Annotated in this window: 23 protein-coding genes; 11 read left to right on the top strand and 12 right to left on the bottom strand. The window is 43.6% G+C overall.

Features of this window, described 5'->3' with window-relative positions; all coding sequences use genetic code 11:
• Positions 1 to 34 precede the first annotated feature (34 nt).
• Entirely contained in the window at positions 35 to 427 is a 393-nt protein-coding gene (locus tag V5739_RS06360; protein WP_423820087.1) for a four helix bundle protein, read from the bottom strand.
• Between the two features lie 32 nt (positions 428 to 459).
• Complete coding sequence (locus V5739_RS06355) at positions 460 to 789, bottom strand: HesB/IscA family protein (protein ID WP_266070043.1); 330 nt, start codon at positions 787 to 789, stop codon at positions 460 to 462.
• A 273-nt stretch (positions 790 to 1062) separates the two neighbouring features.
• Here V5739_RS06355 and thiL point away from each other — a divergent pair, with 273 nt between their 5' ends.
• Positions 1063 to 2115: a thiamine-phosphate kinase gene (gene thiL / locus V5739_RS06350; protein WP_423820086.1), complete on the top strand. Its 1053-nt coding sequence runs from the start codon at positions 1063 to 1065 to the stop codon at positions 2113 to 2115.
• Here thiL and V5739_RS06345 read toward each other — a convergent pair.
• From V5739_RS06345 to V5739_RS06335, 3 genes are all read right to left on the bottom strand, one after another.
• Entirely contained in the window at positions 2112 to 2381 is a 270-nt protein-coding gene (locus tag V5739_RS06345) for a hypothetical protein (protein WP_423820085.1), read from the bottom strand. The genes thiL and V5739_RS06345 overlap by 4 nt on opposite strands.
• 70 nt (positions 2382 to 2451) lie before the next feature.
• The gene (locus V5739_RS06340; RefSeq protein WP_423820084.1) at positions 2452 to 3225 is read right to left on the bottom strand and encodes an alpha/beta fold hydrolase; all 774 of its coding nucleotides are present in this window, start codon (positions 3223 to 3225) and stop codon (positions 2452 to 2454) included.
• A 110-nt stretch (positions 3226 to 3335) separates the two neighbouring features.
• A complete protein-coding gene (locus V5739_RS06335) occupies positions 3336 to 4628 on the bottom strand; it encodes an aminopeptidase P N-terminal domain-containing protein (RefSeq protein ID WP_423820083.1) in 1293 nt (430 codons plus the stop codon).
• Positions 4629 to 4925: 297 nt separating this feature from the next.
• Here V5739_RS06335 and V5739_RS06330 point away from each other — a divergent pair, with 297 nt between their 5' ends.
• The 4 genes from V5739_RS06330 (at position 4926) to V5739_RS06315 (ending at position 9702) form a co-directional block, all read left to right on the top strand.
• Positions 4926 to 5639: a succinate dehydrogenase cytochrome b subunit gene (locus V5739_RS06330; RefSeq protein ID WP_423820082.1), complete on the top strand. Its 714-nt coding sequence runs from the start codon at positions 4926 to 4928 to the stop codon at positions 5637 to 5639.
• Between the two features lie 3 nt (positions 5640 to 5642).
• Complete coding sequence (locus tag V5739_RS06325) at positions 5643 to 7646, top strand: fumarate reductase/succinate dehydrogenase flavoprotein subunit (RefSeq protein ID WP_423820081.1); 2004 nt, start codon at positions 5643 to 5645, stop codon at positions 7644 to 7646.
• 76 nt (positions 7647 to 7722) lie between these two features.
• On the top strand, positions 7723 to 8466 hold the full coding sequence (locus V5739_RS06320; RefSeq protein ID WP_423820080.1) for a succinate dehydrogenase/fumarate reductase iron-sulfur subunit: 744 nt from the start codon (positions 7723 to 7725) through the stop codon (positions 8464 to 8466).
• Positions 8467 to 8544: 78 nt separating this feature from the next.
• Positions 8545 to 9702, top strand: coding sequence for a methionine aminotransferase (locus tag V5739_RS06315; protein WP_423820079.1), 1158 nt, complete (start codon positions 8545 to 8547; stop codon positions 9700 to 9702).
• Positions 9703 to 9705: 3 nt separating this feature from the next.
• Here V5739_RS06315 and V5739_RS06310 read toward each other — a convergent pair whose 3' ends face one another.
• A complete protein-coding gene (locus tag V5739_RS06310; protein ID WP_266070034.1) occupies positions 9706 to 10221 on the bottom strand; it encodes a DUF1440 domain-containing protein in 516 nt (171 codons plus the stop codon).
• 100 nt (positions 10222 to 10321) lie between these two features.
• On the opposite strand from V5739_RS06310, the gene V5739_RS06305 reads away from it, so the two are divergent.
• Entirely contained in the window at positions 10322 to 11116 is a 795-nt protein-coding gene (locus tag V5739_RS06305) for an amidohydrolase (RefSeq protein ID WP_423820078.1), read from the top strand.
• On the opposite strand, the gene V5739_RS06300 is transcribed toward V5739_RS06305, so the two are convergent.
• A complete protein-coding gene (locus V5739_RS06300) occupies positions 11094 to 12734 on the bottom strand; it encodes an Ig-like domain-containing protein (protein WP_423820077.1) in 1641 nt (546 codons plus the stop codon). The genes V5739_RS06305 and V5739_RS06300 overlap by 23 nt on opposite strands.
• A 51-nt stretch (positions 12735 to 12785) precedes the next feature.
• Complete coding sequence (locus V5739_RS06295) at positions 12786 to 13466, bottom strand: ComF family protein (RefSeq protein ID WP_423820076.1); 681 nt, start codon at positions 13464 to 13466, stop codon at positions 12786 to 12788.
• Positions 13467 to 13539: 73 nt separating this feature from the next.
• Here V5739_RS06295 and V5739_RS06290 point away from each other — a divergent pair, with 73 nt between their 5' ends.
• From V5739_RS06290 to V5739_RS06270, 5 genes are all read left to right on the top strand, one after another.
• Positions 13540 to 14421, top strand: coding sequence for a hypothetical protein (locus V5739_RS06290; RefSeq protein ID WP_423820075.1), 882 nt, complete (start codon positions 13540 to 13542; stop codon positions 14419 to 14421).
• A gap of 64 nt (positions 14422 to 14485) precedes the next feature.
• A complete protein-coding gene (locus V5739_RS06285; protein WP_423820074.1) occupies positions 14486 to 16024 on the top strand; it encodes a glycine--tRNA ligase in 1539 nt (512 codons plus the stop codon).
• A gap of 113 nt (positions 16025 to 16137) precedes the next feature.
• Entirely contained in the window at positions 16138 to 19122 is a 2985-nt protein-coding gene (locus V5739_RS06280) for a GEVED domain-containing protein (protein WP_423820073.1), read from the top strand.
• Between the two features lie 73 nt (positions 19123 to 19195).
• Positions 19196 to 19957 carry an exodeoxyribonuclease III gene (locus tag V5739_RS06275; protein ID WP_423820072.1) on the top strand — a complete coding sequence of 254 codons (762 nt, stop codon included), beginning with the start codon at positions 19196 to 19198 and terminating at the stop codon, positions 19955 to 19957.
• A gap of 16 nt (positions 19958 to 19973) precedes the next feature.
• The gene (locus tag V5739_RS06270) at positions 19974 to 20945 is read left to right on the top strand and encodes an OmpA family protein (RefSeq protein ID WP_423820071.1); all 972 of its coding nucleotides are present in this window, start codon (positions 19974 to 19976) and stop codon (positions 20943 to 20945) included.
• A 9-nt stretch (positions 20946 to 20954) separates the two neighbouring features.
• Here the strand turns inward: V5739_RS06270 and V5739_RS06265 are convergent, their stop codons facing one another.
• The 4 genes from V5739_RS06265 to V5739_RS06250 are packed head-to-tail and all read right to left on the bottom strand — an operon-like array spanning position 20955 to position 25255.
• The gene (locus V5739_RS06265; RefSeq protein WP_423820070.1) at positions 20955 to 22112 is read right to left on the bottom strand and encodes a peptidoglycan DD-metalloendopeptidase family protein; all 1158 of its coding nucleotides are present in this window, start codon (positions 22110 to 22112) and stop codon (positions 20955 to 20957) included.
• Positions 22113 to 22164: 52 nt separating this feature from the next.
• Positions 22165 to 22689, bottom strand: coding sequence for a GNAT family N-acetyltransferase (locus tag V5739_RS06260; protein WP_423820069.1), 525 nt, complete (start codon positions 22687 to 22689; stop codon positions 22165 to 22167).
• 31 nt (positions 22690 to 22720) lie between these two features.
• Complete coding sequence (gene radA / locus V5739_RS06255) at positions 22721 to 24085, bottom strand: DNA repair protein RadA (RefSeq protein ID WP_423820068.1); 1365 nt, start codon at positions 24083 to 24085, stop codon at positions 22721 to 22723.
• Between the two features lie 24 nt (positions 24086 to 24109).
• Positions 24110 to 25255, bottom strand: coding sequence for an alpha/beta hydrolase-fold protein (locus V5739_RS06250; protein ID WP_423820067.1), 1146 nt, complete (start codon positions 25253 to 25255; stop codon positions 24110 to 24112).
• Between the last annotated feature and the right edge of the window lie 33 nt (positions 25256 to 25288).

The raw sequence follows: 25288 nt of genomic DNA, 5'->3' as shown, positions 1-25288 counted from the left end.
TGAGTTCCTGGTTTAAGGTTTAAAGTTCAAGGTTCTACCCTTTGAACTTTGTTCCTTTTAATTCGCTTTTTTGCAGATAGTTAATAAAAGAGCTTATCTGCTTGCTCAATAAAATCAATTTAGTGTAGAGGAGGTCGAATTCCTCTTTGGAAAGGTAATTTCTGTCAAGTGCACGATGTAATTGAGATCGTGTTTCTCCACAAGAAGCTTTCGCTATGGCCAGAAATTGAATAAATTCCCTATTACCATTCCTTTCAAATCCTTCAGCAATATTATCCATAACAGACCCTGAAGAGCCGTTCATTTGGTCGTAAAGTTTATAATCAGATTTCAGGTCAAAATTTTGTGTGATCTTAAAGATGTCATTGCATATACCGCGTGCACTTTTCCAAATCTCCAGATCTTCAAAATTCTTTAGTGTGCCCATCAACCTTAAACTTTAAACCTTGAACTATGAACCTACAGCGAGAATGATTCCCCGCATCCGCAAGTGCGCTGGGCATTGGGATTGTTGAATACGAATCCTTTACCGTTGAGGCCGCCCGAATATTCAAGGATGGTTCCCGCCAGGTACAACACGCTCTTTTTATCGACAACAATTTTAATATCGTTGTCTTCAAAAAGCTTGTCACCTTCTGCCTTTGAATGATCGAATTTAAGATCATAGGACAGGCCCGAACATCCACCGCTCTTCACACCCACCCGAACAAAATCCTGCATGGCATCAAAACCATCTTCCTGCATAAGGGCGGTTATTCTCTTTTTGGCGTTTTCACTTACCTTTATCATCGCTATAAAGATTAATTCTAAATTAAATGCAAATATAATACAAACAATAGGTTTTACCATGGCAAATGCTATCAGAAAAAAGAATTCGGGCATTGGCATCGGCTATTTTCCAAACTTCTTTAATTTCTTCGGGTTATTTGTGTAACTTTTTCATTTTCAGAATTAAAGAAAAATATTTTTAATTCTTTACCTGCCAAAAATGGCTTTTTGAAGACATCTTTCTTTAAATGAACATTTAAGCCTTAATTTTGCGAAAACTCATGTAACAGGATTATGTTTGAAAACAGTAACGAAAGCAGAACAAGCCTTTCAGAATATGGTGAATTTGGACTTATTGATCACCTAACCCGAAACTTTGGGATCACCCCCGAAAACACTATTAAAGGCATTGGGGATGATGCGGCAGTGCTCGATTTTAAAGATGAGAAGGTAGTGGTTACTACTGATTTTCTTGTGGAAGGTGTGCATTTTGACCTGGCTTACATGCCGCTGAAGCATTTAGGCTACAAGGCGGTAATGGTCAATTTGTCCGACTTGTATGCGATGAACGCAAAGGCCCGTCAAATAACCATTTCTATTGCTGTTTCTAATCGTTTTCCTGTAGAAGCTCTTGAAGAACTTTATTCGGGCATTGAGCTCGCTGCAAAACTCTACAAAGTAGACGTGGTGGGAGGCGATACTACTTCTTCAAATTCGGGGATGGTGATTAGCGTTACCGCGCTGGGTGCTGCAAAGGAAGAAGAGGTGGTGTACAGGAGTGGAGCCAAAGAAAATGATTTGTTGGTGGTTACAGGAGATCTTGGTGCCGCATATATGGGCTTGCAGGTACTCGAAAGGGAAAAGCAGGTCTTTAAGGTGAACCCTAATTCACAGCCCGATCTTGATCCTTATACTTACCTCATTGAACGTCAGCTTAAACCTGAAGCCCGTCAGGACATCCCGCCTTTGTTCAAAGCGCTTGACCTTCAGCCGACTTCAATGATAGATATTAGCGATGGTCTTTCTTCTGAAACCATTCATTTGTGTAAAAATTCCGGAACAGGAGTTAATTTATTCGAAGAGAAAATTCCGTTAGATCCGGCTGTGATTTCTGTGTGTGAAGAATTTCAGCTAGACAGTACCACCATTGCTTTAAGTGGTGGCGAAGATTATGAGCTGCTGTTTACTATAGATCAAAATGACTACGACAAGATTAAGGGGAATCCTAATTTTACGGTGATTGGGCATATGACCCAACAAAGTGAAGGTATGCATTTGGTTACCCGTGCCAACCAGAAGATAGCGTTGATTGCCCGGGGCTGGAATGCCATGAATAAAGAGGGCTAAGAAGCCCTGGAAAGGTCTTTTTCAGTAAAAATTTTTCTCGAACGTCTGCGTTTGTGGATCTTTGCAATATAAGCGTTGGTTTCCCGGAATTTAGGAGTGAGTTTAGCAATAAAGCCGTGGGCGGTATCGGTCATTTCCAGTCCGCAACGGGTGCATTTGTACTCTTTGATATGATCGGTTATCCTTTGTGAAACCGTAAAGTTATGGCTAAAAACTGCGCATATCCAGGCATTGGGAGAAAACAAACGAGGGATTTTATTTTCCATTTATAGGGTTTTTCAGGGTAATTTCAAAGTAGGAATGTAATAAAACTTTCCTGAAAATCAGTTAAATACCTCAATTTTTCGATGAAATGCACAATTCCCAGAATTGTTCTTTATTCTCGATGTAAGAAAGATGGCCTCCCGAAAACTGGAAAAATTTGCAGCCACAGTCTACGGCAAGATTTCTTAATTCAGAAATGTTAACCAGGGGATCTTCGCTGCCGGCTACTATAATTTTTTGTCCGCTGTAATTTTTAAGAACTTCAATTTTTTCTGAACGTATTTTCATGCCTTTTAGAGCTGCAGTGATCCCTTCTGTTGGAAAACCCATAGCTTTATCTTTGAGTTCGTCAATTTCTTCGGAAAATGATGCTGTATTGCGGGGTGATAACAGGTTGTTGATAGCCATGCTGATGTAGGCCTTTTTATTTCGCTGTGCCAATTCAACAGAGCGGTCCCTGATCTCTTTTTTCTCTTCGTTATCGGCCTGTGGGGTAGAATTGAGCAGCATAAGATCCTGAACCATTTCAGGATGTTGCTCCAGGAACGCCAAAGCCACATAACCGCCCATAGAATGACCTATAAAATTGCCCTTTTTGACACCTGTGGCTTGCAGTACGGCATAAACAGCTTCAGCCATCAATTCCATGCTGTGAACTTCAGAAATAACGCCCGATTTTCCATGCCCCGGCAGGTCAATGCAAATAATTCTGCCGTATTTCGAGAACCCGGGCAGGAAGTCTTCCCAGATTTCCGAAGATTCTAAAAATCCGTGCAGCAGTACCGTAGTTTCGCCTTCTCCTACTATTGAATAATGGATCTCTGTTTCCTGAAATTTTATCTTCATCTGGTTGAAGTTTATAGCTATTGGCGTTTAACTTATATATTTAAAAAGCCACGAATTCACTGGTTATTTGTGCATTCGTGGCTTTGAATCATAATTTGCAACGTGGGATTCTAAGAGTTCATGATCTCTTCAATCTCATCGGCTTCTATCGGGATGTTTCTCATAAGGTTGAAAGGTTCTCCTTTTTCCTGGATCACCACATCGTCTTCAAGACGAATTCCGAAGCCTTCATCTGGGATATAAATTCCGGGTTCTACGGTAAAGACCATGTTTGCCTGCATGGGCTCGTAAAGTAATCCGTAGTCATGCGTGTCAAGTCCGATATTATGAGAAGTACCGTGCATGAAATATTTCTTGTATGCCGGCCATTCAGGATCTTCATTTTGAACATCGGCTTTATCAAGTAACCCGAGGCCCAGTAATTCAGATGTCATGAGCTTGCCCACTTCTTTGTGGTATTCGGCCCAATCGGCACCGGGAACAAGCATTTTTGTAGCGTTGTTCTTAACGCGGTTTACGGCGTTGTAAACTTCTTTTTGGCGTTTTGTATACCTTCCGGAAACAGGAATAGTCCTGGTAAGGTCGCTGGCATAATTGGCATATTCAGCACCTGTGTCCAGAAGGATCAGTTCCCCTTCCTTACACTGCTGGTTGTTTTCGATGTAGTGGAGAACATTAGCGTTATTTCCGCTGGCAATAATTGGTGTGTAGGCGAAACCTTTAGAGCGGTTGCGGATCATCTCGTGCCAGTATTCGGCTTCAATCTCATATTCCCACACGCCCGGTTTTACGAAATTAAGCACTCTGCGGAAGGCTTTTTCAGTAATATTACAGGCTTGCTGCATAAGATCGAGTTCTATAGGATCTTTTACAGAACGCAATCGCTGCAGGATAGGGTTGCTCTTTGCTACACGGTGAGCAGGAAATTGCTGCTTGCACCATTTTATAAACCTGGCTTCGCGGGTTTCAGTCTCCACATTTGCACGGTAATGTTCGTTGGTGTTGAAGTACACAGTGTCACACTGGGTCATTACTTCAAAGAATACTTTTTCAAAATCTTTGAGCCAAAAGACATTTTTGATACCTGATACTTTAAGTGCTTTTTCTTTGGTAAGTTTTTCGCCTTCCCAAACAGCAATGTGATCATTGGTTTCGGTGAGGAAGAGCATTTCCCTGTGCTTTTCTGAAGGCGCATCGGGAAAAATCACAAGTATGCTTTTATCCTGATCTACTCCACTTAAGTAGAAAAGGTCTCTGGCCTGCTGGAACGGCATGGTGCTGTCTGCCCCAATTGGGTAAATGTCGTTGGAGTTGAAAACAGCAAGGCTTTTAGGTTGCATCTTTTCAGCAAAATTCTTCCTGTTTTTTATGAATAGTTTGCGGTCTATTTGGTGATATTTCATGGGTATTATTTAGTGTGTGCAACAAATTTAAAAAATTTAAACCGAGCAGCGGTGGAAAACACGGCCGACTCGTTGATTTGATCAATTCATTTTAGGGCAAAATTGCTTATAGTTTTAAAAAAACGTTTGAGCTCCTGTCGCTGTAGTAGGGTTTTAGGTATTCATTCCTTTAAATAACAGCCTTTTGCAGCTTCTTTATATTTGTTCTAAATAAAGCGTAATTGGAGGTGAATGTTTGCTAATGAAGTGAAAGAGCGTATTTTTGCTTTTACTTTATTAAAAATAATCACAAATTTTATGGCAAAATCTGCGCTATTAAAGTCATCGCTTGCTAAAAAGTACTGGATGGCTTTCACAGGCCTGTTTCTATGTTTATTCCTGGTAGGCCACCTTGCGGGAAACCTGCAGCTGTTGGCTACGGGAGAGGGTGCGAGAGATCAATTCAATGAATACGCGCTTTTCATGACCACCAATCCTATTGTTAGGGTGCTGTCTATAGTAACTTTTGCGAGTATACTTTTTCACGTCATTGATGGGATCGTTCTTACAGTGAATAACCGCAAAGCACGCCCTCAGGGTTACGCGAGCTTTAAACCGGCTACAAACTCAAAATGGTCTTCAAGAAACATGGGAGTTCTTGGAACAGTGATCCTTGCGTTCATCGTGATCCACTTAATCAACTTTTGGGGAGAGATGAAATTTGGAGGTTTGGATGACACTGTTTATCAAACTGCCAATGGGGAGACTGTGAAAGACCTTTACACGCTTACGATCATGACCTTTCAGGATGCTGAAATGGGTCTTATCTGGGCTATCATTTATCTTATTTCCATGATTGCTATTGGTTTCCACCTGTATCACGGGTTTGGCAGCGGATTCCAGTCTTTGGGAGTAAATCACCCCAAGTACAATAATTTTGTGCGGAAGACCGGAGTGGCCTTTTCTGTTATAGTGCCACTGTTGTTCGCTATCATTCCGTTTTACATCTATTTTGTACTCGAAAAAATATAAGCTATGGGAGTATTAGATTCTAAAGTACCACAGGGGCCGTTGGCCGATAAGTGGGTCAATCATAAAAATAAAATCAATCTTGTCAATCCCGCCAACAAACGGAATATTGACATCATTGTAGTTGGTACAGGTCTTGCCGGGGGTAGCGCAGCCGCTACTTTAGCAGAGCTGGGATATAACGTAAAGACATTCTGCTATCAGGATTCTCCACGCCGTGCGCACTCTATTGCCGCACAGGGAGGAATTAACGCAGCAAAGAACTATCAGGGAGACGGGGATTCAGATTACCGTCTTTTCTACGATACTGTTAAAGGAGGAGATTACCGTGCCCGGGAATCGAACGTTTATCGTTTGGCTGAAGTTTCCGGTAACATTATCGACCAGTGTGTAGCTCAGGGGGTTCCCTTTGCACGTGAATACGGTGGATTGCTCGATAACCGCTCTTTTGGTGGGGTACTGGTTTCCCGTACCTTTTACGCAAAAGGTCAAACCGGGCAGCAGTTACTTTTAGGTTGCTATTCGGCCATGAACCGTCAAATTAACCGCGGAAAAATTAAATCTTACACCCGTCATGAAATGCTTGATGTGGTGCTTGTAGATGGAAAAGCCCGTGGTATCATTGCCCGTGACCTGGTGACCGGTGAAATTGAAAGACACAGTGCACATGCTGTGGTAATTGCTTCAGGAGGATACGGTAACGTGTTTTATCTTTCTACCAATGCGATGGGAAGTAATGTTACTGCCGCCTGGAAAGTGCACAAAAAAGGAGCGTTCTTTGCCAACCCTTGTTTCACGCAAATCCACCCAACCTGTATTCCGGTTTCCGGAGATCATCAGTCTAAATTAACCCTGATGTCTGAATCCCTTCGGAATGATGGTAGGATATGGGTTCCGAAGAAACTGGAAGATGCTAAAGCTATTCGGGAAGGAAGGCTGAAGCCTACCCAACTGGCCGAAGAAGACAGAGATTACTACCTTGAAAGACGTTATCCTGCGTTTGGTAACCTGGTACCTCGAGATGTGGCTTCCAGAGCTGCAAAAGAGCGTTGTGATGCCGGTTTCGGAGTAAATAAAACAGGAGAAGCTGTTTATCTTGACTTTAGTGCTGCTTTTATGCGCTACGGAAGAGAGGCGGTTTCTACACAAAAAATAGAGAATGCTTCCGAAGAGCAGATTCGGGAGCTTGGAAAAGCTGTGGTTGAAGCTAAATACGGAAACCTTTTCCAAATGTACGAGAAGATCGTAGATGAGAATCCGTACGAAACCCCAATGAAGATCTATCCTGCCGTTCACTATACAATGGGAGGTCTTTGGGTTGACTACAACCTGCAAACTACAGTTCCCGGACTTTATGCTGCCGGGGAAGCGAACTTCTCCGATCACGGTGCTAACCGCCTTGGAGCTTCGGCTTTGATGCAGGGACTTGCCGACGGGTATTTTGTACTTCCATACACCATGGGAGATTATCTCGCCAACGACATTAGAACCGGAAAGATCCCAACCGATTCTCCCGAATTTGATGAAGCCGAGAGAAAGATCCGTGAGCAACTGGAGCGTTTTGTAAATACAAAAGGAACAAAGTCTGTTGATTATTTCCACAAGCGACTTGGAAAGATCATGTGGGATAAAGTTGGTATGTCGCGTAATGCAACAGGATTGAAAGAAGCTATTTCCGAAATTAAAGCTTTGAGAGAAGAATTCTGGAAAGATGTACGTGTTCCGGGAATCGTTGACGGCATGAACCCCGAGCTTGAAAAAGCCGGAAGGGTAGCCGATTTCCTTGAGCTGGGAGAGCTTTTTGCCAAAGATGCACTTCACAGGGAAGAATCTTGCGGAGGTCACTTTAGGGAAGAATTCCAAACCGAAGAGGGGGAAGCCCTTCGTGATGATGAGAACTTTATGTATGTAGCCGCCTGGGAATACACGGGAGAACCTGCAGATGCAGTTTTACATAAAGAAGACCTGGTCTACGAAAATATTGAAGTTAAAACGAGAAGCTATAAATAGAATTGAGAAGTTAGTATTGAGAAGTGAGATTTTCACGTTCTCAATACTCCATACTCAATACTCAATACTATAAAAAATGAATCTTACACTAAAAATATGGCGTCAAAAAGATGCCACTTCAAAAGGGGCAATCCAAACCTACCAATTGGGAGGCGTGGAACCCGATATGTCTTTTCTGGAGATGCTCGATGTCCTAAACCAGGAGTTGATTGACAAAGGAGAAGAGCCGGTGGTCTTTGATCACGATTGCCGTGAAGGAATCTGCGGAACCTGTAGCTTGCAAATCAATGGAGAGCCTCATGGCCCAGATAGGGGTGTTACTACCTGCCAGTTGCACATGAGAATGTTCAAAGATGGAGATACCATCACTATTGAACCTTTCCGTGCAAAGGCCTTTCCTGTGATCAAAGATTTGGTTGTAGACCGTTCTTCTTTTGAAAGAATTCAGCAGGCAGGAGGATATGTCTCTGTGAATACTTCAGGGAATACCCAGGATGCGAACTCTATTCCAATTGCAAAAGATAAAGCAGATGCAGCATTTTATGCGGCAACCTGTATTGGATGCGGGGCCTGTGTGGCAGCATGTAAAAATGCGAGTGCCATGCTATTTACTTCGGCCAAGGTAAGCCAGATGGCTTTATTGCCCCAGGGAGAAGTTGAGGCCGATCGTCGTGTGCTTGCTATGGTAGAGCAAATGGACAAGGAAGGTTTTGGTAACTGTACCAACACCGGGGCTTGTGAAATAGAATGCCCTAAAGGAATATCTCTTGAGAACATTGCCCGTATGAACAGGGAGTACTTAAGAGCCAGCGTAAAATAACATTTTTGACACCTTATATTTCTGAAGATCCCGGACTTTGCAGTTCGGGATTTTTTTTGGAACTTATTGAAAAAACTAATGGCAGGAGTCAGCAATATATCTTCCAAACTTCCGAAGCACGAAACAAGTATTTTTTCTGTGATGTCAAAAATGGCATTTGAACATGATGCTGTCAACCTCTCGCAGGGTTACCCCAATTTTGAAACCGACAGGCAACTCAAAGAGCTTGTTTATAATGCTATGCTCGATGGGTATAACCAATATGCGCCGCTTGCAGGAATTATGCCTCTTCGGGAGCAGATTGCCGATAAGATTGAGAGCCTGCACGGTAAAAAGTATGATAAAAATACAGAGATTACGGTAACCGATGGGGCTACCCAGGCTTTATTCCTTGCGATTACAGCCTTTGTGAACCCCGGCGATGAAGTTATAGTGCTTAAACCGGCTTATGATTCTTATGAACCCGCTATTAAGCTGAATGGTGGCATTCCGGTGCTGGTACAGCTCCAAGGAAAAGGGTATAAGTTCAATGTTGATGAGATCAAACAGAAGATCACTCCAAAGACCCGGATGCTCATTATCAACACGCCCCACAATCCCAGCGGAAATGTTTTCAGCAAAGAAGAAATGCAACAGCTGGAAGCTCTTTTAGAAGGTACAGATGTCATTCTTTTGAGTGATGAGGTCTATGAGCATATCATTTTTGATGAAGCTAAACATTACAGCGCCTCGTCTTTTCCTAACCTCTCAAAAAGGGCAATTGTGTGTGCCTCTTTTGGAAAGACTTTTCACAACACCGGCTGGAAGATGGGTTATTGTGTAGCCCCCGAAGAACTTATGGCCGAAATATGGAAGGTGATGGAAGTTAATGTCTTCTGCGTACATCATCCCACCCAGAGAGCATTCGCCGAGTACCTCAAAACCCCTCAACATTACCTCGGGCTCAGGGATTTTTATCAGGAGAAAAGGGATAAATTTCTGCACCTCATTAAAGACACTGCTTTTAAAGCTGTTCCTTCAAAAGGAACTTACTTTCAGCTTCTGGATTATTCCGAAATAACAAATGAGCCCGACGTGGATTTCTCCCGCAGGCTCATTACGGAATTTGGTGTGGCAAGTATCCCGGTTTCAGTTTTTAACAAAGGGAAAGAAGATCACCGGCAGTTGAGGTTCTGCTTTGCCAAGACCGATGACACCCTGGCAAAGGCCGCAGAAATCCTCAAAAAGGTCAAATAGAGATTATTCTTCCTGATGTTTTCTAAGGCTGTCATTGATATAAGACCGTACAATTTCGGTAGTTACCCCAAAAACAACATGGGCAATTAGCTCATGTGCCTGTGTCTTAAATGGCACTTTTTCGGGGCTCTCGTCAAGGCCCATGAGCGGCAGACTTGTTTCGTGGGTTGACGCCCAGGTGGTGGCACCTAAAATTGCACCGTCAAGCATGTTCATCTGGTCTTTGTCCCTTTTTCCGTAGCCATAAATGGCACCTACAGTGGCACCCAGGGGCAGGTTGACCAGTTGTTCCACAATACCTTCATTTTCGAGCTTTATAGGAGAGCCTATCAGTTTTGTTGAGAACTTATCCATCACCTTGATCTGGGCCGATCGCTGGTCGATCTTTCGTACCTCCAGGAAGCGTTCTACGCCTGCTTTTACAGCAGTTCCTACAAGTCCGGCCACGAAACCGGCAAGGATTCCGCGGGAGGTGTTCGATGGGAAGGAATCTTTTTCAAAAAATGATTGTAAACTCATAGCTTTAATTTTTTCTTTTTAAAACTATTCAACTTCGCCCGTCAATGCAACCATTTAACATGCATTTAGCAGGGGAAAATGCATTTTTATACCTTTACATATGGCAGAAATTTTAAACACCGCACTCCTTCAGGCGAACCTGGAATGGGAGAAAATCGAAGACAATAAAGCCCTTTTTGAAAGGAAAATAAAAGAGCTTCCGCAGGAAACCAATCTTATTATCCTGCCCGAAATGTTCTCTACCGGCTTCTCTATGAATGCCGCAAATCTTGCTGAACCCGACAAGGGCCCTACCTTTAAGTGGATGCAAAAAATGGCTTCGGAAAAAGATGCAGCTGTTACCGGTAGCCTCATCATTTCTGACGGAGGCAATTTCTACAACCGCCTGTATTTTGTTTATCCTGATGGTTCTTCTCAAAAATATGATAAGCGGCATACCTTCACCCTGGCCAAAGAAGACGAAACCTATGCTTCGGGGCGTGAAAGGCTTATTGTTGAGTACAAGGGTTGGAAGATTTGTCCGCTGGTGTGCTACGACCTTCGCTTTCCCGTGTGGGCCCGCAATACCGAAGGTTATGACTTGCTTATTTACGTGGCTAACTGGCCTGCAGCCCGGGTTGTAGCATGGGATGCTCTTTTAAAAGCCCGGGCCATTGAAAATATGAGCTACTGCATTGGCCTTAACCGCGTAGGCCGGGATGGGAGCGACCTCAATTACGTGGGGCACTCGGCTGTTTATGATTGCCTCGGAAAACAGATCTCTTCAAACCTGCAGGAAACTGAATTTACCGAGCTTGTAAAGCTCAATAAACAGGATTTAAAAGACACCCGTTCCCAGCTGAAGTTCTTACAGGACCGCGACCGGTTTACTATTATAGATCTGGAGGAGGAATAATTGCTGCAGGGCTGGCATCAAAGGTGTAGTTGTCATCCCAGTTTGCCCTCACGTTTATAGGCTCGGGGTAATACACTACAGTTTCGGGCTGCTTTCTTTTTAAGAAACTTCCTGTATCCCAAGTATTATTTTCATTGCGATCGTAGATGAGCCTTAACAGGTAATTCCCGGGTTTAAGGTTGTTGAAGTTGATTACATTAGTGCCGGTAGAATACTTTTCGGCGATGACTTCCCCTTTTTCTGTCGTGACCTGCACAATAACCGGAAAAGATTCAACTCCTGTGAGGTTAACAATCACATTTCCGCGATCGGCCAGGGCAGGCGTTGAGGCCTGGGCCGTGATGGTGTCGCTCTGCCTTCCGAAGAAATCTTTAAAAGCGCCCGGCAGTGCCGTGAGTTGGTATTTTTGTTTTTCAGATTTTTCAAAAGAAAGTCTGTACACATTATTCCACCTGTCATAAGTTCCTGTGAAGGGCACCGCGATACTGTCGCTCCTGGTAAGGTTTATAAGGGAGTCGTTTACCTCATCGAGGGGCACTGTGGGAATTATTTTTAGATCTTCCTGAAAACCAAGCGTTGACTGAGGTTCTACACTAAAAAGCAAGGTGTCCCGTTTTGCCTTTCGCAGCCGGGCAATAACTGTGTCGCTCACCCGTGGGGTTTCCACAAGGAATTTTAACGTGTCGCGTTCTGCAAAAGGTTTGTACCAGTAATGCAGCGTATCGGTCACAGGATCTTTAGTGATCCTGTCTTCAAAATCGGCAGGTACATCAAATGGGGTAATTGAAATACTGTCGGCCACTACTAATCCTGTATATCCAAAAATGAGGTGCTGTTGAGCCTTTACCTGGGGCCTTTCAAATTTTCCTTCAAGTATTTCGGAAAACAGCGTGAGGTCGAATTCCTCATCTGTGGGAATCGTGATGTATTCATCTGCAAATGCCACCTTGTCTGTACGCGGTTCAAAAGTGTAATTGTTGTTCACATCACGCATGGCCACCAGTTGATAAGTGCCCTGTTTAATATTGTTTAGCTGAAAAGTGGTTGCACTGTCAAGGGTATTGGTAACATATCGGGGCACCCGGGTGTAGATCACAGAATCTGAATAAGTCGAATCTACTTCATAAAGCATCACCGAGATAAATGGGTCGGGCGCCCGAAGAATTGCATCCTTCACGCTGCCTCTCAGGGAAAGGGAATCAATATAAGGCCCCGTAGAAAAGGCGTAGGTGAAAAAACTAAGCGGGTTAGACTCATTGTTGTCTGTAATGCTTCTTCCGAAGTTAATAGTATAGGTAGTGCGGGGTTCTAAAGTGTCATTAATTTTTATGCGGATAGATTTGCTGGCCGTTCCCAAAGGAGTGATCTCGGGCCGCGGATCCATTGGCGGTGAAATAATTATTTGTTGCTGCGGGTTTGACAGCTTAATGTATTCATTGAAATGTATCCTTATTTCATCGGAATTAAAACTGGTGGTAAAATTCTCCGGCCTTGCCCTCACATATCTGGGAGGCTCCATATCACGAGGGCCGCCATCGGGCGTACCTCTTTTTGCACAGGCCGCAAAGGCGATAATAATGGTAAGGATGAGCAGGAAGTTTACACCGGCACGTTTCATAAAACGAAATTTGTTACAAAGAAACAATTTATTCTTTTAATCCTGAAGCCGCTAATGCGTAACGGCCATAGTGGCTATGCTAATTTTCACATTGGGAACCTGGAGCAGTTTGTGAGCACAGGCCTCAAGAGTGGCACCGGTGGTAACCAGGTCATCTACCAGCAGTACGTGGGCATTTTGCAGCGAAGATGGGTTTTGTACAACCAGGGTTTCTTCTATTGTGCCCCAGCGGGCAATCCTCTTTTTTATGGTTTGTGTTTCTGTGGAGGTGATCTTTAGTAACAGGTCATCACGATAAGGGATTTCAAGTGATCTGGCAATTTCCCGGCCAAAACCCTCTACCTGGTTAAAGCCTCTTATTTTAAGTTTTTTGCGGTGGAGTGGTACAGGAATGACCATAGTGGTTTCCTGCCATTGCGGTAATTCTTTGAGTTCATTCCCCAGCCATGTACCTAAATAGGGGCCAATTTCTTCATGACCGCGATACTTCAGGTTGTGAATAAGCTTTTGCACCACACCTTTCTTTTCAAATAACAGGAGGGAAGTGGCATTTTCAACAGGTATCCTTCCGTAGAAAATCTTTTCAACCACATTGTCTTTTTCCAGGTGATGATTGGTCACCGGTAAGCCGTGAAGGCAAGACGTACAGAGGATATACTCATTAGCCCGCAGGCCAGATTCACATCCATAACAGAGTTTGGGATAAAGAAGGTTAAGGAAATCGTGAAACATTTGTTAACAAATTGGTCTTAGCCTGATTAAAACTCCTAAATTTACAAAACTAAACCGTTAAAAATCATTTGTTATGTCAGACCAGAAGAGTAATAATGCCTTAAAGATCCTTACCGGGGTGTTGGCAGTCGCTTTGGTTGCATTGGGTATTTATACCATTAAATTTTATAATGACGAGAAAGAGAACCAGGAATTGTTACAGCAGGAAAAAGCTGTGATAGAAGGAGAGCTTAACGATTTAATTGTGAAATACGATGAGGCGATCGCTGAAAATGAAGGTCTTGATTCTGAGTTAAATGCAGCGAGAAACAGGATATTAGCCCTGCGCGATTCTGTACAGGTTATGGAAGCCAACCTGGCTCTTATCTCACGCTACCGCCGTGAAGTGAGCAATCTTAAAGCCGAAAAGGAACAATTGTTTAGAGTGGTAGACAGTTTGAGCAATCAAAACCAGAGGCTTATTACTGAAATTGACAGTACCAATAACATGCTGCTGGAGAGAACAAGGATTTCTGATTCGCTTCAGGTTCAAACTCAGACTATGGCCTCAAAGATTGATAAGGCTGCTCAACTGAAGTTAAGTAACCTGAGAGGGGAAGGTGTTATTGAAAGAAACAGCGGCAGGCTGATAGAAAATGACCGTACCCGAAGAGTAGATAAGATTAGGACCTGTTTCACCATTACGCCAAACACTCTGGCTGCGGCAGGAGATAAAAACATCTATGTGCAGGTGTACAATCCCAATAACGAACTGGTAGGAGATCAAATTGCCGTGCAGCATGACGGCGGGGTGATGGTTTATAGTGCTGCCACTAAAGTCTACTATGAAAATGAAGAACTTGATGTGTGCCTGTTAGCCAATACAAATCCAGATCGCCTAATTGAAGGTGCTTATAAAGTGCTGGTTTATGAAGGTGCTAATTTGATAGGCGCTACAGGATTTAGTCTCAGGTAAAACAAAAAATTAATTAATCCTACCGCCCTGGCTTGAATCGGGGCGGTTTTTTTATTTTTGCTTTATGGCAAAACAAGAAGACCTTTTTAAAAATGTAATATCCCATGCCAAAGAGTATGGGTATATCTTTGCATCATCCGAGATTTATGACGGCCTTAGCGCAGTCTATGACTACGGTCAAAACGGAGCAGAACTAAAAAAGAATATCAGGGAATACTGGTGGAAAAGCATGGTGCAGCTGCACCAGGAAATAGTAGGCATTGATGCCGCTATTCTAATGCATCCTACTACCTGGAAGGCATCAGGCCACGTTGATGCTTTTAATGACCCTCTTATTGACAATAAAGATTCTAAGAAGCGATACCGGGCCGATGTTCTGGTTGAAGATCATGCTGAAAAAATTCTTCAGAAGGCACAAAAGGAGATCGAAAAAGCGCGCAAACGCTTTGGGGAAGCTTTTGATGAAGAGCAATTTGTCAACACCAATGATCGGGTACAGCGGTATTTGAACGAAAGAAAGGAAATCCTGGAACGTCTTGGCCGCTCCCTTACCAATGAAGATCTAAAGGATGTAAAAGCATTAATTGAAGAGCTGGACATTGCCGATCCTGAAACCGGATCCAGGAACTGGACCGATGTTAGGCAATTCAACCTTATGTTTGGCACCAAACTGGGAGCTTCTTCTGAAACGGCATCAAACCTCTACCTGAGACCTGAAACCGCTCAGGGAATTTTCGTGAACTTTTCTAATGTTCAGAAAACCGGAAGGATGAAAATTCCATTTGGAATTGCACAAACAGGAAAAGCCTTTAGAAATGAAATAGTCGCAAGGCAGTTCATTTTCAGGATGAGGGAGTTTGAGCAAATGGAGATGCAGTATTTTGTAAGGCCGGGAGAAGAGCTTAAATGGTATGAACACTGGAAAGAGGTGCGTCAAAAATGGCATTTTTCACTGGGTCTTGGGGAAGAAAACTATCGCTTCCACGATCATGATAAACTGGCCCATTACGCCAACGCCGCAACAGATATTGAATTTAATTTCCCCTTTGGATTCAAGGAACTTGAAGGTATACATTCTCGTACAGATTTTGACCTGAAAGCACATGAAGAATTCTCTGGGCGCAAGCTTCGTTTTTACGATCCTGAACTTAAGGAAAATTATGTGCCTTATGTAATAGAAACTTCAATAGGGCTTGACAGGATGTTTTTGGCTGTACTTTCGGCCTCATTAAAAGAAGAAGAGCTAAAAGATGGCAGTTCACGTACTGTTCTTAAACTACCTGCAATACTTGCACCCGTCAAGGCAGCTGTGTTGCCACTCGTGAAAAAAGACGGCTTGCCCGAGCTGGCACAGGAGATCATTGAAGACCTGAAGTGGGATTTCAATGTACAATATGATGAAAAAGATGCTATTGGGCGCAGGTACAGGCGGCAGGATGCTTCGGGTACACCGCTGTGTATTACCGTAGATCACGATTCTCTTGAAGATCGCACGGTGACTGTGAGGTACAGAGACAGCATGGAGCAAAAAAGGATCCCTATTGCTGAGATCTCCAAATTGATCTCAGAAGAGACCGACTTTAAACACTGGATGAAAAAGTAGCTTTTTTCCTATCTAAATATGAGTTAAAAAAAAGAGCAATTCTCTCCGAATTGTTCTTTTTTTTGTTTCTGCTCATCCTAAATCATTACATTTATTGGGTCAAAGTTTGCTTTATGCTGAAAAATTATTTTTTTCTTTTTCTCGTTCTGTTCCTGGGGTTCCATGTTTCTGCCCAGGAGAAGGAACTATTAGGCCCAATCTCACAGGGAGTGGCAAAACCATCTTTTTCTGCGCCTCTTTCTGCCAAAGAACTAATCCCGGCCATAAGTGAAAGGAAGGAAGTAAACCCGAAGAACCGTACAGCAAACAGGGTGGTGCCGGGAAAAGGATATCCTAAAGGTGTAGACGCCGCTTTGCAGAAAAAGAAGGGAACTATCCCAGTGAAACAGGCCATCCTTTCTTTTGATGCCGCCAATCTTTTTCATACTCCTACAGATCCTACCGGAGCTGCCGGGCCAAATCACTACGTTAATGCTTACAATTCGGGTTTTTCAGTTTTTGACAAGCAGGGGAATGTGCTTTTGCCGCCTACCGATATAGCTTCCCTGGGAGGGGAATTTTCAGGAGAAAGGCTGGGAGATCCCATTGTGCTTTATGATCAATTTGCCGATAGGTTCATCATCACGCAATTTGCCGGCTGCCCTTATAATCCTACCCAGGGTTGTCCGAATAAAGTTGATCCCACCAATGCATTGCTCGTGGCTATTTCTAGAGGCCCGGATCCTGTTAATGACGGATGGTACACTTACAGGTTTGCTACAGGTACTTTTCCCGATTATCCAAAATTCTTTGTTTGGAGTGATGGTTATTATGTCACTACAAATCAGGATTTGGATGACCCGGCAATTAGTGAAGTAGTATTTGTGCTGGAAAGGGAGAAAATGATAAGAGGAGAGGCAGCCAGGCATGTGGGCTTTCCACTTCCGGGCGTGAGGAACAACGGCTTTTACAGTCCGGCGGCTTTTAATGCAACCGGTAGTGAACCGCCGCCACCGGGAAATATGCCGATAATTTATTTTCAGGATGATTCCTGGATGGGGATTAATGTAGATCATCTTAAAATCTGGCTGGTCAATATAGACTGGAATAACATAGGAAATTCATCCATAAGGGAAGCACAGGAAATAACACCTTCGGAAGGCCTCACGCCTTTTAAAAGCACTTTTGACGGGGGAGGCTTTTCCAATTTATCTCAACCTTTTAATAAACCCGAACTTGATGCCTTACAGGGCGCCCTGATGTATCCAACTTCATACCGAAGGTTTGCCACGCATAATTCTGTAGTTTTTAACTTTGTGGTAGATGTAGATCCCGGCATTGCAGAACACGCAGGGATAAGGTGGTACGAACTGAGGCAGTACGCAGAAAACCAGGCGTGGGAAATATATCAGGAGGGAACTTATGCGCCCGATGATAGCGACCGCTGGTGTGGAAGCATGAATATCGATAAACATGGAAATATTGGAATGGGATTTACTTTGGTGAATGACAGTCCCGAATCGCCCATACTACCCACTTTAAAATTTACAGGAAGATATTTTAACGATCCGCTCAACAAAATGACGCTACAGGAGGTGACCCTTGTGGAAAGTACTTCAGCTAGTGAAAGTAATAGATATGGAGATTATGCCCATACCAGTATTGACCCTGTTGATAATGAAACATTTTGGTACAATGCAGAGTATTTTCAGCCAGGATCGCGTCTAAACAGGGTGGGCGTGTTTAAACTGGCCCCTCAATTTGCAAAAGATGTTGGGATAACTGCAATCACGTCTCCTGTCTCTTCAAGCCTTACCGCTAGCGAAGAACTCACTGTTACCATAAGGAACTTTGGAACTGAAGCTCAATCGAATTTTCCTGTGACTTTCCAGGTGAACGATGAAGAGGTGGTAATGGAAACCTTCAGCGGTACCATTCCTTCAACAGAGCAGGCGGAATTTACTTTTTCAGAAAAAATAGACTTTTCCACTTCCGGAGAAACATACGATCTTTTTGTTAGTACAGCGCTGGAAGGAGATATGAACCCCGAAAACGATTCTTTAAAAGTTGAAATTACTAACCTGCCGCCCAATGATATTGGAATCACACAAATTGTACATCCCGAAACCGGCTCCAACCTTGCAACTGAAAATATTACTGTAGTAATTGAGAATTTTGGAGGAGAAGCGCAAACTGGTTTTGAAGTCGGTTATACGGTAAACGGCGGAAATCCTGTGACCGAAACCGTAAGCGAAACACTGGAAGTAGATTCTCAAATCACGTATTCATTCAATAATCCGTACGATTTTTCAGCAAACGGGAGGTACACTATAGTAGCGTCTACTTTTCTCAAAAACGACAGTGATACTGCCAACGATGCGACTGTGGAGACCATTGCTCAACTCGATTGTATTCCCCAGGGTTCTTCCTGCGCCTTTGGAGATGGTATTAACAGCTTCTATTTGGAAGAGATTGTCAATGAAAATATCTATTGTGACGACGGTTATAACAACTTTTTAGGTATTTCTACCAGACTTGACATTACCCGGGAAGTGCACCAGGTAGGAGTGGTGTCTAATAGCAGTAATGAATTCTCTATGTGGATAGATTTTAATGACAACGCCGTTTTTGAGCCTGAAGAGCAACTGGTGAGATCTGGTGACATAACTTCCTCTTCGGCTCCTACAGTATTTGAATTCTCACTTCCCGAAAATGCCACTTTGGGAGAGCATATTCTAAGGGCAAGAGCAGGAGACGTTAGCCCTGGTTACGATGGAAATCTTAATGACCCCTGTAATGTGATGCAATATGGTACTACCGAAGATTATACGGTGGTGCTGGTAGATGGGATCAAAGAATCTGAAATACAGCAGGGAGATTTTGTGATCACTTCTTCCGAAGAAGATATGTTCAGCCTCAATTTTACCACGCCATACCAACGCCCGCTGTGGGTAACCGTGCACGATATGTTAGGGCAAAAACTTGTGGAGGCCATGGTGAAAAAAGGGGCCACAGCCTATTCTTATTCTCTTGATATGTCTTACGCCGCATCGGGAGTTTATCTTGTGCGTATGGGAACGCGAGACGAGGGTAAAGTGAAACGCATTATTGTACAGTAGTTAAAAAAGTCTGACTTCATTCTTTCTAAAGGCCCTTTAAAAATGCTATTTTTGACAGCATAAAATGTAAAGAATGAAAATAATTTCCTACAACGTAAACGGAATTAGAGCTGCCATTAAAAAAGGGTTTATTGACTGGCTGGAATCAACTAACGCCGATGTGGTTTGCCTGCAGGAAATAAAGGCTACCCCCGAGCAGTTTGATCATGAACCTTTTGAGAATTTGGGGTACAAGTACAATTCCTGGTATCCGGCTGTAAAAAAAGGCTATAGCGGTGTTGCTATCTTGAGCAAAGAAGAGCCTAAAAATGTGGTTTTTGGCACCGAGATAGATTACATGGATTTTGAAGGCCGCAATGTGAGGGTAGATTTTGATGATGTTTCGGTAATGAGCCTGTATTTGCCATCGGGAACAAATATTGCCCGCCTCGACCATAAACTGCAGTATATGGCCGATTTTCAGAAGTATATTGATGAATTAAAGCAGAAAATTCCGAATCTCGTGATTTGTGGAGATTACAATATTTGTCATGAAGAAATAGATATTCACGATCCTGTACGGCTTAAAAATACCTCCGGATTTTTGCCGGTAGAAAGGGAATGGATAGGCAATTTTATAAAGAGTGGTTTTGTGGATTCCTTCAGGCACTTTAATTCTGAACCCGGGCATTACTCGTGGTGGAGCTACCGTGCCGGTGCCCGCGGAAACAACAAAGGATGGAGAATTGATTATAACATGGTGAGCGAGCCGCTAAAGGACAGGTTGAAGCGAGCCGTTATTTTACCCGATGCACAACATAGCGACCACTGTCCCGTTCTTCTTGAATTAGATTAAACCAAACCCCTATTTTATGAAAAAAAATCTCTTATTCGCTCTTTTGAGCAGCTCGGTTTTACTTTCTTCCTGTGTTTCTTCAAAAGTGTACAAAGACCTTGAAGACAGGCATGCCCAATTGCAGGAAGATAACAGTGAACTTTCCAGGGAATTTGATGATCTGGAAGCCCGGTTCCGCCAAAACGAAAATGATCTTGCAGCTTTACAGGCACAATATGAACAAACTAAAGCTGAAAGAGACAGGTTGCAGGAGGAGTATAATAGCACCAAAACAAGCTATGAGAAACTTAAAGCCTCTTATGATGCTCTTGAAGCAAACAGCTCTTCGGCCCTCGCAGAAAACTCCCGAAGAAATCGTGAGCTTTTAGCCGAGCTTGATGCTAAAGAAGAAGCTTTGCTTCAGGAAAAGAACAGGTTAGAAAAACTGCAGAAAGATCTTGCGGCCCGCTCTAAGCGTGTGGATGAACTGGAGAGTATGATCGCTGCAAAAGACGCCAAAATGAATGCCCTCAAAAATGCCATTTCCAAGGCCCTTGTCAATTTTGAAGGAAAAGGCCTTACCGTAGAACAGAGAGATGGAAAAGTTTATGTTTCTATGGAAAATAAACTCCTGTTCAACTCCGGTAGCTGGGCAGTGGGAGCAGAGGGAAGAAAAGCGGTACAACAACTGGCTTCTGTACTGGCTGAAAATCTCGATATCGCTGTTCTTATTGAAGGGCACACAGATAATGTTCCTTACAAAGGGAGTGGGCAGCTTACCAATAACTGGGACCTTTCCACAAAACGTGCTACGGCTATAGTTGAGCTGTTACTGGAGAATTCAGGGATTAATGCTGAAAACCTTACCGCAGCCGGAAGGGGAGAATACGCGCCTGTAGCTTCAAATGACATTGCCGAAGGCCGTGCTAAGAACCGCAGGATCGAAGTGATCCTCACTCCTAAACTCGATGAGATCAACAGGCTGCTCCAGGAGCCGGAATTCGAATAACTAAACTTTTTACAATGGTGACGCCAGGCTTTTATGGATGAAGAAATTTTCATCTTTAAGCCTGGTGTGATACCAATCGGTCGTTTCCCCAAGAAACTGTAGCGTGTCATTTGTGTTGGCACGGCTGCCAATTTCAGCTTTAGTTGAAGGCCCTTTTCTCAGGTTAGCCGTACCGGTTGCCCGCAGGAATGTCTTATTAAACTTCGGAATAAATTCGTTGGGAGGTGAGGGTTTGAAAACGTAGGGCAGGGGATCCTGTGCGCCTCTATAGCCTTTATAAACACCGAAATGCAGGTGCGGCGGAGTGGTACGTGCATTACCCGTATTTCCTACAAGCCCCAGGGTGTCACCCACTTTTACCCGCATTCCGGGACGGGCAATAATGCTGTCCAAATGTGCATAATACAGGGAATTTCCCCGCTTGCTGTCGCGAAGCCAGACTTGTTTTCCGCCCAGGCCTTTGTTCCCGGTTGAAGATACTCTGCCCGAAGTGGCTGCAACCACAGGCGTGCCTCTGGGGGCAAAAATGTCAATTCCTTCATGGCTTCTTCGGCCTCCGTCTCTCGTGGCGCCCCACATACTCTGTACCGCGGTGTTGCCTCTATCGGCTACCGGAAAGGAATAAACAGGCTCTGTAAATATCTTTATTGAAAATGCTGAAGTGGAATTGATTTCCGGCTGAAGTAGGATCTTATATATTCCGGGTTGTTCTGTTTCAAACTGAATTTCAGTGTCTCCAAAATCAGCCGATTTCACGTGCTCGTAACTCGCTACCGAATCTGTTTTCTGCCGGTATAGATCTATAAAGACAAGTGGATTCAGGGAATCTGTCTGTACCTGTGTACGCAGCCGCTCTCCGGGATTGAGGGAAATATTGTAGGTGTAGATATGATTTTGCGGGGCTGTAAACTTGCCTGCTTCAAAATAAGGAGGCGTAACAGTTATACTGTCAAAAAGGGCATTTTCGAAAGTCTTTTTCCACTGAACATAGGCTGCGGGGTCACTGTCAAAATCCCGCTCATACTGTTCTCTTGCTGTTGGTGTGGTAAAGAAATCCCTTGCTTTGTTCATTTTGGAACAGGAGATTACCACCGAAAATAAAGCCAGTAGCGCTGTAAAATGTGTTACAAAGTTCCTCACGCCCTTAAAATGCAGAAACTGTGCCATGTAAAAGTCTAAAAAGCCGGGGTTAAAATGCCATTTTTGACACCTCAGGTTTTCAGAAGAAAAGCTTCATGATTTTATCTGTCTGCCGGTCGTTCCCCACCATGTAGGGATGACTTCCGGTAACTTCAAACTTATTTTTCAGGTAGAAATTGATGCCGCGATGGTTATGCTCCCAGACTCCCAGCCACAAATACCTCATTTTTCGCTGAATGGCCATTTCTATCACGTTATCCAGGATCTTCTGTCCTATTTTTTGATTCTGAAACTCCTTTCTGATATAAATCCGCTCCAGTTCCATAGCGTCTTCGGCCTTAAATTCGGTTTGAGCGTCGCCTAAATTGATCTTGAAGTAACCTGCGGTTTCGCCCTCCAGTTTTGCAAAGTAAAACTCTGAAAGCGGGTTGAGCAGTTCAATTTTGAGCTGCTCTTCGTTAAAAGCACTATCGAGATAGGCCTGGAGATCTTCAGCATTGTTCTGGTCTCCAAAGGCATCGGTAAAGGTGCTTCGGCTTAACGCTTGCAGCTCCTGAAGATGTGCTGAAGAAAGCTTCTCAAAAATGACATTTTTGGGTGGCATCGTGATCTTTTTCAGCAAAAGATAAGGCTTTTTATCCGAAGAGAAAGCTCACGACATCTTCCACTTTTGAAGCTTTTTGAATTTTTATTCCGAAGTTACTCTTTGGAAATTTATTTTGGGAAGAAACCACGATACTGCTGAAGCCAAGTTTTTCGGCTTCAAGAATGCGTTGTTCAACCCTGGTTACCGGCCTAACTTCGCCTGCCAGACCAATTTCGGCTGCAAAGCTGATGTCTTTGGGCACGGCAATATCTTCGTTTGAAGAGAGTATGGCAGCAACCACAGCGAGATCGAGTGCAGGGTCATCAACTGAAATTCCTCCGGTAATATTCAGGAAAACATCTTTGGCGCCCAGCCTAAAACCTGCCCTTTTCTCAAGAACCGCCAGCAGCATATTGAGCCGCTTGGCATTGTAGCCTGTCGCTGAGCGTTGCGGAGTGCCATAAACCGCCGAACTCACCAGCGCCTGCACTTCTATCATCAAAGGCCGCATTCCTTCAAGGGTGGCAGCAATAGCGGTACCGCTCAGGTCTTCTTCATTTTTAGAAATAAGGATTTCTGAAGGATTACTCACTTCCCTAAGGCCGTTCCCCTGCATTTCATAAATTCCCAGTTCATTGGTGGAGCCAAAACGGTTTTTATGCGCTCTTAAAATCCTGTAAACGTGATTGCGATCGCCTTCAAACTGTAGCACCGTGTCAACCATGTGCTCAAGGACTTTTGGCCCCGCAATGCTTCCTTCTTTGGTGATATGGCCTATAAGAATAACCGGTGTAGCCGTTTCTTTCGCAAATTTAATAAGCTCGGCGGTGCATTCGCGAATTTGGGAAATGCTACCGGGGCCGCTTTCAATGTAATCGGTTTGAAGAGTTTGAATGGAATCAATGATGACGATTTCGGGCTGCAGCTTTTCTATTTGCTGAAAAATGTTCTGGGTCTTTGTTTCTGTAAGAATGAAGCAATTGTCGGAATCTGGGTTGATACGTTGCGCCCGAAGCTTAATTTGCTGCTGACTCTCTTCGCCAGAAACGTACAGGGTTTTGTATGATAAATTAAGGGAGATTTGAAGCAGCAGCGTACTTTTTCCTATTCCGGGTTCCCCGCCCAAAAGGGTAAGAGATCCGGGAACTATGCCGCCGCCCAGCACCCTGTCCAGTTCCTGATTATTGGTTTTGAGCCGCTCTTCTTTAGATACCTCAATTTCAGAAATCCGCAGCGGTTTTGCTATTTTTCGAACCCCTGGCGCAGCGTCACTACTCCAGGATTTTTTTTCGGTTTTTTGTACTACTTCTTCAACCAGAGTATTCCACTCGCGACAGGAATTGCACTGGCCCTGCCACTTGCTGTGTTGTGCGCCACAGTTTTGGCAGTAATACAGGGTCTTCGATTTAGCCATTGATGAGTTGCTTCAAATGAGCTGCTAATAACCGAAATCTTGTTTAATTAGGTCGGCTTTTTTCAGCATAAAATCCACCGTAATAAAGGCCACTTCTTCTTTCCCATAAGCACTTTGGTAAGTTTTCATAGCTTTTTTAGGTCGGCCATTGGCTTCATAAGATCGGGCGAGGTAATAATTGGCCAGCGCCATGTTGGGATATTGTTTTTGGGCGAGTTCACCGAGTTTTTCCAGTTCATCCCACTGCTCACGGTACTCTAAAGCCTTACCAATAGCGAGATAATCATTTATCCTTACGGGCTTTTGAATACCAAAATTTCCTTCAATAAGGTTGTATTTTTCAAGAAGATATTCGAAAGCTGAACCTTCAAGGGCGATCACCTTATCGTAGTCTTCGAGGCTTATAGGCTTATATGTTTGAAAAATGTGCTCCAGGGCCCGTGGTAGTGCATTTGCAATTAATGTGTAATGATTAGCAGCTTCAAAACTCTCAAAATCGTAATGCAGATTCTTATTTTCTATCACAGACAGTTGTTGATCAAAGGCGGTCATCTGTTTTTTGAGATCGGGGACGTCATTGGAGCCTGTTGCGAGGTAGTACCAGCAAGGCGCTTCGGCTTTTGAAAGAGATTGTGCGATCCTGTTGCTCATTTCGGGAGCCAAATCAGGGCTTAAATTGATGTAAGCCTTGAAGATTGGATTAGGTTTGAAGAGGTAGTAGTTGATGAAATTTGAAGTAATGTCATGCCCTGCAATTGCCGTAAACCTCGAAGTGCGGTAGTTGTTGTCAATAAAAGGGAGCAGTTCCATGCCTAAAAATTCAAAGAACTGGGCGCCTTTTTTCTCGGGAAGAAAATTCCTGGGGTCGTAAGAGCAGTCATCATGCCTGCTTCGCACCTGGTTAACGCCTACTACGATGGTTTCGGGTATTTCATCCCAATAAGAATAGTAATCGACGTTCCCTGCCATAGGTTCGAAAAGATAGTCTCCGTCAAGAACTATGATCACCGGGTAAATTTTATCGGTATTCTGGTCGTAATTGCGGGGTAACTGAATTTTAAGTTCCCTTTGTTCTCCAAGTTTTGAAGAATTTATGGTCTTGTAAATGGTTTGTGAAAAACTTAATTGGACTATTAAAAACAGGCAGGCTAAAATGTATAATTTCTTCATATGCAGTAGGTTTGTTTCCTAAGGCAATATAAA

Source organism: Salinimicrobium sp. TIG7-5_MAKvit, from assembly GCF_049569215.1.
GTDB lineage: Bacteria > Bacteroidota > Bacteroidia > Flavobacteriales > Flavobacteriaceae > Salinimicrobium > Salinimicrobium profundisediminis.
This window is presented reverse-complemented; position numbering and strand designations above follow the sequence as displayed.

What these genes read in the sequence shown, in the direction of transcription:
- V5739_RS06360 (WP_423820087.1), bottom strand. Translation starts at nt 427, where the DNA reads ATGGGCACACTAAAGAATTTTGAAGATCTGGAGATTTGGAAAAGTGCA.
- V5739_RS06355 (WP_266070043.1), bottom strand. Translation starts at nt 789, where the DNA reads ATGATAAAGGTAAGTGAAAACGCCAAAAAGAGAATAACCGCCCTTATG.
- thiL (WP_423820086.1), top strand. Translation starts at nt 1,063, where the DNA reads ATGTTTGAAAACAGTAACGAAAGCAGAACAAGCCTTTCAGAATATGGT.
- V5739_RS06345 (WP_423820085.1), bottom strand. Translation starts at nt 2,381, where the DNA reads ATGGAAAATAAAATCCCTCGTTTGTTTTCTCCCAATGCCTGGATATGC.
- V5739_RS06340 (WP_423820084.1), bottom strand. Translation starts at nt 3,225, where the DNA reads ATGAAGATAAAATTTCAGGAAACAGAGATCCATTATTCAATAGTAGGA.
- V5739_RS06335 (WP_423820083.1), bottom strand. Translation starts at nt 4,628, where the DNA reads ATGAAATATCACCAAATAGACCGCAAACTATTCATAAAAAACAGGAAG.
- V5739_RS06330 (WP_423820082.1), top strand. Translation starts at nt 4,926, where the DNA reads ATGGCAAAATCTGCGCTATTAAAGTCATCGCTTGCTAAAAAGTACTGG.
- V5739_RS06325 (WP_423820081.1), top strand. Translation starts at nt 5,643, where the DNA reads ATGGGAGTATTAGATTCTAAAGTACCACAGGGGCCGTTGGCCGATAAG.
- V5739_RS06320 (WP_423820080.1), top strand. Translation starts at nt 7,723, where the DNA reads ATGAATCTTACACTAAAAATATGGCGTCAAAAAGATGCCACTTCAAAA.
- V5739_RS06315 (WP_423820079.1), top strand. Translation starts at nt 8,545, where the DNA reads ATGGCAGGAGTCAGCAATATATCTTCCAAACTTCCGAAGCACGAAACA.
- V5739_RS06310 (WP_266070034.1), bottom strand. Translation starts at nt 10,221, where the DNA reads ATGAGTTTACAATCATTTTTTGAAAAAGATTCCTTCCCATCGAACACC.
- V5739_RS06305 (WP_423820078.1), top strand. Translation starts at nt 10,322, where the DNA reads ATGGCAGAAATTTTAAACACCGCACTCCTTCAGGCGAACCTGGAATGG.
- V5739_RS06300 (WP_423820077.1), bottom strand. Translation starts at nt 12,734, where the DNA reads ATGAAACGTGCCGGTGTAAACTTCCTGCTCATCCTTACCATTATTATC.
- V5739_RS06295 (WP_423820076.1), bottom strand. Translation starts at nt 13,466, where the DNA reads ATGTTTCACGATTTCCTTAACCTTCTTTATCCCAAACTCTGTTATGGA.
- V5739_RS06290 (WP_423820075.1), top strand. Translation starts at nt 13,540, where the DNA reads ATGTCAGACCAGAAGAGTAATAATGCCTTAAAGATCCTTACCGGGGTG.
- V5739_RS06285 (WP_423820074.1), top strand. Translation starts at nt 14,486, where the DNA reads ATGGCAAAACAAGAAGACCTTTTTAAAAATGTAATATCCCATGCCAAA.
- V5739_RS06280 (WP_423820073.1), top strand. Translation starts at nt 16,138, where the DNA reads ATGCTGAAAAATTATTTTTTTCTTTTTCTCGTTCTGTTCCTGGGGTTC.
- V5739_RS06275 (WP_423820072.1), top strand. Translation starts at nt 19,196, where the DNA reads ATGAAAATAATTTCCTACAACGTAAACGGAATTAGAGCTGCCATTAAA.
- V5739_RS06270 (WP_423820071.1), top strand. Translation starts at nt 19,974, where the DNA reads ATGAAAAAAAATCTCTTATTCGCTCTTTTGAGCAGCTCGGTTTTACTT.
- V5739_RS06265 (WP_423820070.1), bottom strand. Translation starts at nt 22,112, where the DNA reads ATGGCACAGTTTCTGCATTTTAAGGGCGTGAGGAACTTTGTAACACAT.
- V5739_RS06260 (WP_423820069.1), bottom strand. Translation starts at nt 22,689, where the DNA reads ATGCCACCCAAAAATGTCATTTTTGAGAAGCTTTCTTCAGCACATCTT.
- radA (WP_423820068.1), bottom strand. Translation starts at nt 24,085, where the DNA reads ATGGCTAAATCGAAGACCCTGTATTACTGCCAAAACTGTGGCGCACAA.
- V5739_RS06250 (WP_423820067.1), bottom strand. Translation starts at nt 25,255, where the DNA reads ATGAAGAAATTATACATTTTAGCCTGCCTGTTTTTAATAGTCCAATTA.